This window comes from Pararobbsia alpina (assembly GCF_902859895.1).
Lineage (GTDB): Bacteria > Pseudomonadota > Gammaproteobacteria > Burkholderiales > Burkholderiaceae > Pararobbsia > Pararobbsia alpina.
Window position 1 is genome coordinate 18,434 of the sequence record NZ_CADIKM010000046.1, and the last position, 12,453, is coordinate 30,886.

9 protein-coding genes are annotated in these 12,453 nt (G+C 63.2%); 6 read left to right on the forward strand and 3 right to left on the reverse strand.

Going from position 1 to position 12,453, the window contains the following annotated elements; translation table 11 throughout:
- Nucleotides 1–1,314: a c-type cytochrome gene (locus HV670_RS25185; protein ID WP_175107722.1), complete on the forward strand. Its 1,314-nt coding sequence runs from the start codon at nucleotides 1–3 to the stop codon at nucleotides 1,312–1,314.
- Nucleotides 1,315–1,414: 100 nt separating this feature from the next.
- Here the strand turns inward: HV670_RS25185 and HV670_RS25190 are convergent, their stop codons facing one another.
- Nucleotides 1,415–2,365: a polysaccharide deacetylase family protein gene (locus HV670_RS25190; protein ID WP_175107723.1), complete on the reverse strand. Its 951-nt coding sequence runs from the start codon at nucleotides 2,363–2,365 to the stop codon at nucleotides 1,415–1,417.
- 435 nt (nucleotides 2,366–2,800) lie between these two features.
- Here HV670_RS25190 and HV670_RS25195 point away from each other — a divergent pair, with 435 nt between their 5' ends.
- On the forward strand, nucleotides 2,801–4,303 hold the full coding sequence (locus HV670_RS25195; protein ID WP_175107724.1) for an MFS transporter: 1,503 nt from the start codon (nucleotides 2,801–2,803) through the stop codon (nucleotides 4,301–4,303).
- 259 nt (nucleotides 4,304–4,562) lie between these two features.
- Nucleotides 4,563–4,946 carry a tautomerase family protein gene (locus tag HV670_RS25200; protein ID WP_175107725.1) on the forward strand — a complete coding sequence of 128 codons (384 nt, stop codon included), beginning with the start codon at nucleotides 4,563–4,565 and terminating at the stop codon, nucleotides 4,944–4,946.
- A gap of 58 nt (nucleotides 4,947–5,004) precedes the next feature.
- Here the strand turns inward: HV670_RS25200 and HV670_RS25205 are convergent, their stop codons facing one another.
- Together HV670_RS25205 and HV670_RS25210 are read right to left on the reverse strand one after the other, a co-directional pair.
- Nucleotides 5,005–6,471, reverse strand: a complete 1,467-nt coding sequence (locus HV670_RS25205; protein ID WP_175107726.1) for a heavy metal sensor histidine kinase — start codon at nucleotides 6,469–6,471, stop codon at nucleotides 5,005–5,007.
- A complete protein-coding gene (locus HV670_RS25210; RefSeq protein ID WP_175107727.1) occupies nucleotides 6,471–7,148 on the reverse strand; it encodes a heavy metal response regulator transcription factor in 678 nt (225 codons plus the stop codon). The genes HV670_RS25205 and HV670_RS25210 overlap by 1 nt, the downstream gene beginning before the upstream one ends.
- A 165-nt stretch (nucleotides 7,149–7,313) precedes the next feature.
- On the opposite strand from HV670_RS25210, the gene HV670_RS25215 reads away from it, so the two are divergent.
- The 3 genes from HV670_RS25215 to HV670_RS25225 form a co-directional block, all read left to right on the forward strand.
- Nucleotides 7,314–10,538: an efflux RND transporter permease subunit gene (locus HV670_RS25215; RefSeq protein WP_175107728.1), complete on the forward strand. Its 3,225-nt coding sequence runs from the start codon at nucleotides 7,314–7,316 to the stop codon at nucleotides 10,536–10,538.
- Nucleotides 10,539–10,543: 5 nt separating this feature from the next.
- Entirely contained in the window at nucleotides 10,544–11,713 is a 1,170-nt protein-coding gene (locus tag HV670_RS25220; protein ID WP_175107729.1) for an efflux RND transporter periplasmic adaptor subunit, read from the forward strand.
- The coding region (locus HV670_RS25225) for a TolC family protein (RefSeq protein WP_175107730.1) at nucleotides 11,710–12,453 on the forward strand (744 nt) is incomplete at its 3' end. The genes HV670_RS25220 and HV670_RS25225, both read left to right, overlap by 4 nt.

The following is a 12,453-nucleotide window of genomic DNA, read 5'->3' on the forward strand; positions in this document are numbered from 1 at the left end:
ATGAAGAGATTTGTACTGAAGTGGGGCGCAGCGCTTGCGCTCGGCGTCTTTGCGCAGGTGACGAGCACGGTCGCGATGGCAGACGACGCGACCCAGCAACTGGTGCGGCAAGGCGAACATCTCGCGCGGGTCGGCGATTGCGTGGCGTGTCACACCGCAAGCGGCGGCAAGCCGTTTGCAGGCGGCTTGCCGATCCAGTCGCCTATCGGCACCATTTATTCGACCAACATCACGCCTGATCCTGCGACCGGTATCGGCCGCTACACCTACGAAGACTTTGAGCGTGCCGTGCGTCATGGCATCTCCAAAAACGGCTACTCGCTCTATCCCGCGATGCCGTATCCGTCGTATGCACACGTGCGTGATGACGACATGCATGCGCTATACGCGTACTTCATGCATGGTGTCGCACCGGTATCGCAGGCTAACCGCGCGGAAGACATCCCGTGGCCACTGTCGATGCGCTGGCCCCTGACCTTGTGGCGCTGGTCGTTTGCACCGAAGGTCGCGGCAACCGAACCCGTGCCGGGCACCGATCCGGTGATTGCACGCGGCGCGTATCTGGTGGAAGGTCTGGCACACTGCAGTGCGTGCCACACCCCGCGCGGCATTGGGATGCAAGAGCTCGCACTGACGGCGCAACAAGGGCCGGCGTTCCTGTCGGGAGGGGGCCCGATCGATACCTGGATCGCCTCCGACCTGCGCGGTGACCCGGCGACTGGCCTCGAGCAGTGGAGCGAGACCGACCTGACGACATTCCTCAAATCGGGGGCAACTGACCGCACCGCTGCCTTCGGTGGAATGACCGACGTGGTCCAGCACAGCACGCAATACATGACGGATGACGAGCGCACGGCAATCGCGCGCTACCTCAAGTCATTGGCAGGCACGAAGGGTGAGGCTCCTCCGCACTATGACGCGACGATCAGCACCGCCTTGCATTCGGGCGATGTGACGCGCCCGGGCGCCGATACGTACCTCAACAGCTGTGCCGCGTGCCACCGGACCGACGGCAAGGGCTATGCGGCGGTATTCCCGGCGCTTGCGCTCAACCCTGTGGTGAACGGCCGCGATGCGACGTCGCTGATCCACATCGTGCTCGCCGGCAGCAGTACGCCGGGCACGAAGGCGGCACCGGCGCAGTTCACGATGCCACCGTATGGCTGGCGCCTGTCGGACAGCGAAGTGGCGAACGTCCTGACGCTCTTGCGTTCGAGTTGGGGCAATCATGCGTCGCCCGTGACCGCGGAACAGGTTGCCAAGGTGCGCGCCAGCCTGCCGGCCGCAAGCCTCGGCGCCGCGCCACAACCCTAAGAAGCGAAAATAGCCGAGACCTCGGATCCGCGCCCTATGCGGCGCGAATCCGAGATTTGCGAGAGGGCGCCTTCCGGAGCCAAACCGCTGATGCGGCTCCTCAGGCGCGCCCCGCCCTTTCCATTTCGTCCATGTGACGCGCGATCGCACCAGGCGTCGTCAGCCAGATATCCCCTTTTGCACGGGCCGCCGCGATGTGCTGCAACGCACGCCGCAAGTGACGCAAGCGGTACGGCTGTCCCACGAGATAAGGATGCAGCGCGATGCCCATCACGAGCGCCTGCGGATGGCGGCTCGAATTCACTTGTTCAAGCATCTCGTCGAACTGATCGATGATCATGTCAGCGAATGCGCGACCGTCGAGACGACGGGCCACCATCATGGGCAAGTCGTTGAGCTCCTGCGGATAGGGGAGCGACCAAAGCGACCCGCTGCGCGTCTTCATCCTCACAGGGCGGTCATCATGACACCAGTTGAGCGTATAGCGGTAGCCGGTTTCGCCGAGCAGATCCGACGTGAGGTGCGACTCCGAAATCCACGGCGAGAGCCAGCCCGAAGGGGGTGTTCCGGCGCGCTCGGCGATGCGTGCACGACAATGAAGCAGCAAGGCACGTTCACCGCGTTCGTCGAGATCGCTCTGCCGTTGCGCGTTCGTATGGCCATGCGCGATGAGTTCGTCGCCGCGCGCGAGGCACGCGTCGATGACTTCCGGGCAGTGATCGAACAGTGAGGTGTTGATCAACACGCCCGCAGGCATCTCGAGCTGATCGAACAGTTCGAGGCAACGCCACACGCCCACACGATTGCCATACTCGCGCCAGCTGTAGTTGAGCACATCGGGTTCCGGCGAAACCGGGCCGAGTGCCGCGCCGAGCCCTTCGCCGAACGCAAAGTGTTCGATGTTCAAGCCGAGATAGACGGCGAGTCCGGTGTCACCGGGCCACCGGAAGTTGTCGGCATCGATGATGGGGCGATAGGGAAAACGTCCATGCGTGACGAGCGGACCGAACGCATGTTCGTCTGACGCGGAGAGATTCTTTGTATCGTTCATGTGCAAGGCTTGTAAGGCAGAACTCACGTGTCGTGTACGACGCTCCAGCTCAAGCGGCGGCCGACTTGCAAACGATAGCACGGGCGATGTCTGGAAGCGACGCGCTCCGGGAGATGCGCCTGGGCCGGGCGACGGTTCGTGCGCGGGGGGCTGCGGAACCTGACCCTGCCCGGATACTACGGCCGCCGACGAATCTTCCTCCTATTCGCGATGGTAGGATCCGTAGGGCGGTCACCGTGACGCCGGCAGGCCGCCTGGCCCTGGGCAAAGCGTTCGATCTGCGCACGATGCTCTAAAGATTACTTCGCAGCGGTCGATACCTGCCTGCAGGGGAATCGTCTTTGCCCCCTCCTGATGCAGCGCACGTTCATTTTTCATAAAACACTTCGGCTGACCCCGAAGCATTCCTTCGCGCTTCCGCGCGATCCTGTCTCCATGAGCAAAACCACTGCTTCTTTCACGCCTGAAATCGGTCGCCTCGTTGCAACGGTGAGTGTCGGCTTCGTCGTCACGCAACTCGACGTCACCATTGTCAACATCGCGCTGCCGAATATCAGCGCCGATCTGCACGCGAGCGTGGCAAGCCTGCAATGGATCGTGGATGCCTACGCCCTCGCCTTCGCCGCATTGATGCTGTCCGCCGGTGTCTTGGGGGACCGGCTCGGTGCGCGCAGGATGTTCGCGACCGGCATGATGCTGTTTGCGTTGGCTTCGCTCGCCTGCGGCCTGGCGCCCGATGCAACGACGCTCGTCGCGGCGCGCGCGCTGCAGGGCATCGGCGCGGCTGCCATGTTGCCGAACTCGCTCGCGCTGCTCAATCAGGCGTGCAGGCATGATCCGAAGCTGCGCGCCCGCGCAGTCGGTCTCTGGACCGCGGCAGGCTCGGTATCGATCGCAGCCGGCCCGGTCGCGGGCGGCATTCTCGTCTCGGCCTTCGGGTGGCGGAGTATCTTCCTCGTTAACCTGCCGCTGTGCATTGCAGGGCTGGCGGCCACCTTCGCGTGGATTCCGCGGCCTTCGGCAAACCTGGCCGAATCGGCGAGCCATCAACCATCAGCAAACCTATCCGCGTCGGCGACACCATCCCTGCCGACGAACCCACCCGCGACATCGGCTGCGACATCGTCTGCAACATCGGCTGCAAAGCGCCCAGGCGGTATCGATCCGCTGGGCCAGGTGCTGGCGATCATCGCCCTCATCGCCCTCGCGGGGGCCATCATCGAATGGCGGCCGCTCGGCTTGAGCCACCCGATCGTAGCGGGCGGCTTCGTGCTCGCGCTCGCCGCCTCGCTCGCGCTGGTCGCGGTCGAAACGCGCGTCGCATCGCCGATGCTGCCTTTGTCCATCTTCGGCAATCGCACCTTCAGTGCCGCGGTGCTGTTCGGGATCTGCGTGAACCTCACGTACTACGGCACGGTCTTCGTCCTGAGCCTGTTCCTTCAACGCGCGCGCGGCTACGCACCATTGGAGGCCGGGCTCGCGTTCCTGCCGCTGACGGGCGGCTTCCTCCTATCGAACGTGATCAGCGGTGGGGTGATCATCCGTTACGGTGTGCGCACACCGATGATCGTCGGTGCAGCGATCGCGGCACTCGGCTATGGTCTGCTGCATCTCGTGGACGCCACCACGCCCTTGATCGGCATGCTCGTGCCATTCCTGCTGATTCCATCCGGAATGGGCCTGGCCGTGCCGGCTATGACGACCTCCGTGCTCGCGTCGGTTGAACCAGGGCGCGCAGGGACCGCGGCTGCGGTATTGAACACCGCCCGGCAAGCGGGTGGCGCGGCGGGCGTTGCGGCCTATGGCGCACTGGCTGGCGGCGCGGCCATTGCGCATATCGTGTCCGGCCTTCAAGTCGCCGCGGCGGTTTCCGTCGGGCTTCTGGTCGCCGCGGCTGCGCTCGCCTGTGTCGTGCATCCAGAGGCACACGCACGATGAGCCGTTGTGCATGTATCGCCACCCAAAGGATCGGGCGTCGCTTCCGCCAGTCGATCGCCTTGGGCGTGCCCCTTGCAAGGGGCGCTCTCTCATTCCTTTATAGATGACCCGTGTCATCTATTGAACAAATGCCCATGATCATCTAAGATCGCGGTCAAACGCCCTCACACGCTCCGTACTGCGCAACCCGCTGACTGCCGGCTGGCGGGATGATGTCGCACTATCCCATGCCGGCACGCCCCAAGTTCAAGGAAACGTCATGCCCCTCGTACGCATCGATCTTGCAGAAGGCCAGTCCGCCGAATACCGCAGTGCCATCGCCGATGAGGTCTACAAGGCGATGAACACCTCACTGAACGTGCCCGCCAACGACCGCTTCCTGGTGGTCAGCGAGCACAAGGCCAGCGACTTCGTCGCCGACCCCAGCTATCTGGGCATCCAGCGCTCGCCGCAATGTGTGTTCATTCAGGTTACATTGAACGCGGGGCGCGATCTCGACACAAAGCGCGCGTTCTACAAGGCAGTCGCCGACGGACTCAACGCGCGCATCGGGCTGCGACGCGAGGATGTCCTCATCAATCTCGTGGAAGTAGTCAAGGAAAACTGGTCGTTTGGCAACGGCGAGGCGCAATACGCGAAGTAGTAGGAGTAGTAGGATGTTCGGCCCGATCGTGCCAGCGGCTGCGGGGCCGAGCGCCTGCTCACGAACGCTTCATGCCGTTGGACGCATGGAATACGTTATTCTTCGTGCCGTTCTTCATCCCGTTTGTCGTGCCATCCAGCTCTCGCACGAACTGCAGATAAAAGCGCGTGGAGCGGCTGTCGCTTTCGACGGTCGCCCGTCCGCCGTGGAGCTCCATGATGCTGCGCACGATCGCCAGCCCCAGTCCCGTCGAACCCGAGAAGCTCGCGCGCGAGGGATCGACCCGGTAGAAGCGGTCGAACAGTTTGCCAAGATGTTCGGACGGAATCGGTTCACCCGGGTTTTCGACGCTCACCAGCATGCCGGTCGGATTGACTCGCGCGCGAATCGAGATCGTGTCGCCGCGCGGCGTATAGCGTAGTGCATTGGCGAGCAGATTGCTCACGGCACGGCGAAACAGCTCTTCGTCCGCACGGAGCACCCCTTGGGCATCGACGCGGATGAGGACCCCTGCATCGTCGCTGATCCCCTCGAAGTATTCGGCAATGCGCTCGAGCTCTTCGCTCACATCGAACTCCCGCGCACTCGTGACGAATTCAGGCTGGTCGGCGCGCGCGAGAAACAGGACGTTCTCGATCATCCTCGACAGACGCTCGCATTCCTCGAGGTTCGATTCGATCAGGCCTTGATACTCGTCGACTGAACGCGGCCGCGCAAGTGCGACTTCGCTGGCGCCCCGCATATTGGCGATCGGCGTACGCATGTCGTGCGCGAGATCGGATACCGATTGCGAAAGCCGCTTGAAACCGCCTTCGAGCCTTTCGAGCATGGCATTGAGCGACATGCCGAGCGCGTCGAACTCCGGCGGCATACGCGACATGTCGAGCCGCGCATCGAGCCGGTGCACGTGAACCTGCGCCGCGTCGCGCGCCACCTGGACCAGCACCCGAAAGGTACGACGGATCGAAATGAACGCCAGCAGCGCGGCCGTGATCATGCCGCACAGCATGGTCACCAGGATCGTCCACCGGTAGCGCGACTGCAACGCGCCGCGGTCGCTCATCTCGCGCGCCACCAGCACGTGAATCACCGAATTGTCGTTGAGCAGGACCGCGAAGGCAATGCCGCGCAGCACGTGCCCGGCCGGATCCTCCCATTGCGTGACGTCGGCACTCGTCAGCCGCCGCGAGGGTTCGATGACAGGCATCGGCCCGACTTGCGCACCGGACTCGTTGTGTTCAATGAGAAGCCGATCCGATGCATCGCGCACCTGCATGAGGGAGGCGGTGTCGCCAAGCACCAGACTGTTAAGCCGCGTCTCGTGTTCACGAATGCCCTTGATCGCCTTGAGTTCGCTGGCAAGGCGGTGAAAGTGCCTGGCCGCCAGCACGAGGTTCATATCGTCCTGTGCCTGGATGTCACGCGAAAGCGCCTGATACAGGACCGTGCCGACCACGCCGAACACCAGCAGCGTGATCACCGCGAACGCAGCGGCCAGCTTGGTGGTCAGCGAGAACCTGCGCATCAGTTCCCGCCTTTCAGGTCGAGAAAGTAACCCACCCCGCGCACCGTGTGGATCAGCTTGACCGGAAATTCGTCATCGATCTTGGCGCGCAAGCGACGCACGGCGACATCGACTACATTCGTGTCGCTATCGAAATTCATGTCCCATACATAGGACGCAATCTGTGTACGGCTCAAGACTTCACCGCGGCGGCGCGCGAGCAGTTGCAGCAAGGCGAATTCGCGCGGTGTCAGGTCGATGCGGGTGTTCGCCCGACGCACGCGGCGCCGGATCGAGTCGATCTCGAGATCGCCGACGACCATCATCTCGGACTCGCGCGACACACCGCGCCGGCTAAGTGTCCTGACGCGCGCCAGAAACTCGACAAAGGCAAAAGGTTTGACGAGATAGTCGTCCGCACCGCCCTCGAGTCCCCTGACGCGATCTTCGACTTCGTCCCGTGCGGTCAGGAACAGAACCGGCGTCGTCTTCGCGGCTCGCAGGCGCCGGAGCACTTCCCAACCGTCGATGCCAGGCAGCATGACGTCGAGCACGATGACGTCATAGTCGTGTTCGAGCGCGAAATGCAGGCCGTCCGGACCATCGTGGGCGAGGTCCACGGCATAACCGGACTCGTCGAGCCCCTTTCGCAGGTAATCCGCCATCTTGCGCTCGTCTTCGATCACCAAGACTCGCATCGTCCACTCCCATCCGCTTTTTCAGTGCAATGAATCATACCTTTGCCCCGCCACGACGTGGATTACAAGTTGGTAACCCGAGCGTCAAGGTCTGGTAAGCAGCGCAAACCTAGACTCGGCTTCACATTTCGGCAGCCCGTACGGCTGCCCAACCCGGAGCCTGTCATGTGGATTGTCCGACTCGCGCTAAGTCGTCCCTATACCTTCGTCGTCCTGGCCTTGCTGATTTTTATCGCCGGGCCGCTGACCATCTTGCGCACGCCCACCGATATTTTCCCGAATATCAACATCCCCGTTCTCAGCGTCGTCTGGAGCTATAACGGCCTGTCTTCGGAAGACATGGCGCACCGGATCACCTCGATCTACGAAAGAGCGCTCACGTCGGACGTCGAGAATATCGAACATATCGAATCGAACTCGCTGAACGGCGTATCGGTGGTCAAGGTGTTTTTTCATCCGGGCGCCGATATCAACAAAGCGGTCGCCGAGGCGTCATCGAACGCGCAATCCCTGCTCAAGGCCATGCCGCCCGGCACTTTGCCGCCGATGGTGCTGACCTATAACGCATCGACGGTGCCGATTCTCCAACTGGCGCTCTCGAGCCCAACGCTCGCCGAGCAACAGTTGTACGACCTCGGTAACAACTTCATTCGCACGCAGTTGTCGACCATCGAGGGCGCATCGATCCCCTTACCCTTTGGTGGCAAGGTGCGGCAGATCATGGTCGATATCGATCCCCAGGCACTCCAGGCCAAGGGGCTGTCGCCGGCGGACGTCGTCAACGCGGTCAATGCCCAGAATCTCGTGCTGCCCGGCGGCACCGCGAAAATCGGCACACAACTCGTCAACGTCCAGCTCAACGGCAGCTTCGATAACGTTGCCGGGCTCAATAACATTCCGCTCAAGACACTGCCGGGCGGCGGCGTGATCTACCTGCGCGATGTCGCCCATGTTCGCGATGGCTATGCGCCGCAGATGAACATGGTCCGCACCGACGGGAAGCGCGCGGCGTTGCTGACCGTGGAAAAGACCGGCAGCGCCTCGACGCTCACGATCATCAGCCAAATCAAGAACCTGCTGCCGACCGTGCTGAGCGGCCTGCCGAAGTCCTTGCACGTGGTCCAGCTTGCCGACCAGTCGGTATTCGTCAGGGCCTCGATCACGGGCGTCGTGCGCGAAGCCCTGATCGCCGCGGGCCTCACGGCCGCGATGATTCTGCTCTTCCTGGGCAGCTGGCGCGCGACGCTCATCATCGCCGTCACGATTCCGCTTGCCGTGCTGTGTTCACTGATGGCACTGTCCGCGCTCGGGGAGACCATCAATATCATGACGCTCGGCGGTCTTGCGCTCGCGGTGGGCATCCTTGTCGACGATGCGACCGTCGCCATCGAGAACATCAGCCATCACATCGAAAACGGTGAGCCTCTACAGGAGGCGATTTTGGTCGGAGCGGGCGAAATCGCCACGCCGACCTTCGTCTCGACGATGTGCATCTGCATCGTATTCGTTCCGATGTTCCTGCTCAACGGCGTCGCCCGGTTCCTGTTCGTGCCACTCGCGGAGGCGGTGGTGTTCGCGATGATCGCCTCGTACTTCCTGTCGCGTACGCTGATACCGACGCTCGCGATGTTCCTGTTGCGGGCCGAGTCCGATACCGGCACGCCCTCATCGGGCCTCGCCGGCGCCATCGCGCGATTCCAGCATGGCTTCGAACAGCGCTTCGAGCGTCTGCGTCACGGTTACCACGGTGTGCTGAAGAGCGCGCTCGGCAAGCGGCGTCTGATTGGTTTCACGTTTTTCGCCGTTTGCCTGGGCTCGGTACTCGCGCTGCTGCCCTTCACCGGACGCGACTTCTTCCCGTCGGTCGACGCGGGCGAGATCCGTCTGCATATGCGGGCACCGACGGGCACGCGCATCGAGGTAACCGCGAGTCTCGCGGACCAGGTCGAAGCGCAGATCAAGCAGGTGATCCCCGCCTCTGAACTGCAGGGGATACTGGACAATATCGGCCTGCCTGTCAGCGGTATCAACCTCACGTATGACGCCGCCTCGCCGATCGGTACCGGCGACGGGGACATCCTGATTTCGCTCGCCGCGAAACACCACCCTACGGCCGGCTACGTCGAAAAACTGCGCACCACGCTCGCGCAAAAGTTTCCCTCGATGGAATTCTCGTTCCTGCCTGCCGACATCGTCAGCCAGATCCTGAATTTCGGATTGCCCGCGCCAATCGACGTGCAAGTCGTCGGCATCCATGCCGACAGCACCTATGCGATTGCGCAGAAGCTGCTCACACAGCTACACACGGTGCCCGGGCTGGTCGACGCGCACATCCAGCAACCGCAGGACCAGCCCGCCATCAACGTCGACGTCGATCGCACGCGTGCGCTCCAGGCAGGGTTCCAGCAGAGCGAAGTCGCCCAGAACCTGCTCATCGCCCTGTCCGGGAGCTCGCAGACCTCGCCCAATTTCTGGCTCGATCCCAAGAACGGCGTCAGCTATCCGCTGATGACCCAGATGCCTGAGTACGACGTCAACTCGATGCAGGCGCTCGCGAACCTGCCGCTGCCATTGAAGAAGCCCATGGGCGCCTACGGCGTGACAAGCGTGTCCGCGGGGACGGGGGCCGGCACCGGTGTCGTTCCGCCAACACCCGATGTGCTCGGCACGCTCGGCACGATGAACCGTACGATGCAGCAAGCCGTGGTGTCGCACTACAACATCCAGCCCGTCATCGATATCTACGCATCGACGCAAGGGCGCGACCTCGGCGGCGTGGCTTCCGACGTGCAGCGCATCGTCGCGGCGGCCCGGCCGACGCTCCCAGACGGTACGCGCATCGTCGTACGCGGCCAGGTGCAGGCGATGCACGATTCCTTCATGGGTCTTGCGACGGGGCTCGTATTCGCGATCGTCCTCGTCTACTTGCTGATGGTCGTGAATTTCCAGTCCTGGCTCGATCCGCTCATCATCATCTCGGGCCTGCCGGCGTCGCTCGCGGGTATCGCGTGGATGCTGTTCACGACCGGCACCACGCTCAGTGTTCCCGCCTTGACCGGCACGATCCTGTGCATCGGTGTTGCAACCGCGAACAGCATCCTCGTCGTGAACGCGGCGCGTGAAGCGATCGCGGCGGGCAAATCGCCCTACGATGCCGCCCTCGAGGCCGGTTTCACGCGGTTTCGCCCCGTCCTGATGACCGCGCTCGCCATGTTGATCGGCATGTTGCCGATGGCCCTGGGGCTCGGCGATGGTGGGGAGCAGAATGCGCCGCTCGGTCGTGCCGTGATGGGCGGCCTGTCGGCAGGCACCTGTGCCACCTTGCTCTTCGTCCCGCTTATGTTTGCTGCGCTCCATATCGGACGTGGCACCGACTCAACCGCCCGGTGAACTTCATGAACCAGTCCAGAGAAACATCCCGTACTTCGCGGCGCGCCGGCTATGTGCTGCTTCCGCTCGTTGCGGTCCTGCTTGCGATCGGCATCATTCCCAAGCTGCATGCCGACCAGCATCTCCAGGCGGTAACGAAGGAGCAGGAGACACCGATCGTCCAGACGATTCATCCCGGCAAGGCCCCGGCAACGCAGGACCTCACCCTGCCCGGCAGCGTCGCGGCCTTCTCCGATGCATCGATCTATGCACGCACGAGTGGCTATGTCGCGCACTGGTACGTCGATATCGGCACGCGAGTCAAGGCGGGCACGCTGCTGGCGACCATCGAAGCCCCCGAGGTCGACGCCCAGCTCAACCAGGCCAGGGCCGATCGCGTCAGTGCGCAGGCCAACTATGCGATTGCGAATACGACCGCGCAGCGCTGGCAGGAATTGCTCAAGACTCAGTCGGTCGCACAACAGGAGACCGATCTCAAGGTCAGCGACATGCAGGCCAAGCGTGCGATGCTTGACGCTTCAACTGCCAATGTCGAACGGCTCGCGCAAATGCAGTCGTTCGAAAAGGTCGTCGCACCGTTCGACGGCGTGGTGACCTCCCGCAACGTCGACGTCGGCACGCTGGTCGATGCCGGCGGAAACGGTGGTGGCACGTCCACACCGACCGCGGAACTGTTTCACATGCAACAGACCCAGGCACTGCGAGTCTACGTGCAGGTTCCCGAGGCAAGCGCGCCGCTGGTCGTCCCCGGCACCCACGCTTATCTGATGACATCGCAGTACCCGGGCCGCCGGTTCGTCGCCACCGTCTCGCGGATCAGCCAGAGCGTAACGGCCGACAGCCGGACCATGCTGGCGGAGATCGATGTCGACAACGCGGATGGAGCACTGATGCCGGGTGTCTACGCGGAAGTCCATTTGGCGCTTCAATCGCGCACGCCGACCTATGAACTGCCCGTCAATACGCTGCTGTTCCGGCCATCCGGCGTCACGGTCGCCACCGTCGACACGCAGGGCACGGTGCACCTGAAAGTCGTCAAGATCCTGCGCGATTTCGGCACCTTTGTCGAAATCGCAAACGGCCTCGACGGCAGCGAGAACGTCATCTCCAACCCCGGGGACTCGATCTACGAGGGAGCGCACGTCCAGGTGCAAAAGGGAGGCACGTCATCATGACCCGGCGTATCGATAAGAGTGCCATGTTGCGCCGCGAACCCAGGAACAGGAGTGGCCGTGTCCTGGCGAGCGTCACCGTCTTGTTCACCGCGCTCGCCCTGACCGGCTGTTCGGTGGAGCCGACGTACAAGCGGCCGAGTGTCGACGTACCCGCCCACTACCTCGAAAGCGGAACGTCGCCGGCCGGAGCCTGGCAAACGGCGCACCCCGCCGATGACCAGCCGCGCGGGCCGTGGTGGACCCTGTTCGGCGATCCGACACTCAATTCGCTCGAAGCGCGTGTCGATGTCTCCAATCAGACGCTGCGCAAATCGGTGGCGGCACTCGATGTCGCCCGCTCGGTATACGACCGGGAGCGCGCGGGCTTTCTCCCGACAGTCACAGCGGGGGCCGCCCAGTCTCGTACACGCGTCTCGCAGAACCTTCTCTACCGCAATGCCACCGACGGCAGGACCTTTCCCGACCATTCGGTCGGTCTCACCGCATCGTGGGAGCCCGACGTGTTCGGCAAGATTCGGTCGCAGACCGATGCCGCCCAAGCCAGCATGCAGGCAAGCGCATCCGATGTCGAGACCGTGCGCCTCGCCATGACGGCGGAGCTTGCGGCCGACTACCTGGACCTGCGCGCCAACGACCGCGAAAAGGCGCTGCTCGACCAGACGATCGCGGCGTACCAGCAGGTCTACGACATGATGCAGCAGCGCTTCAAGCTTGGCGTGTCAGGTGCCGGGGACCTCGCC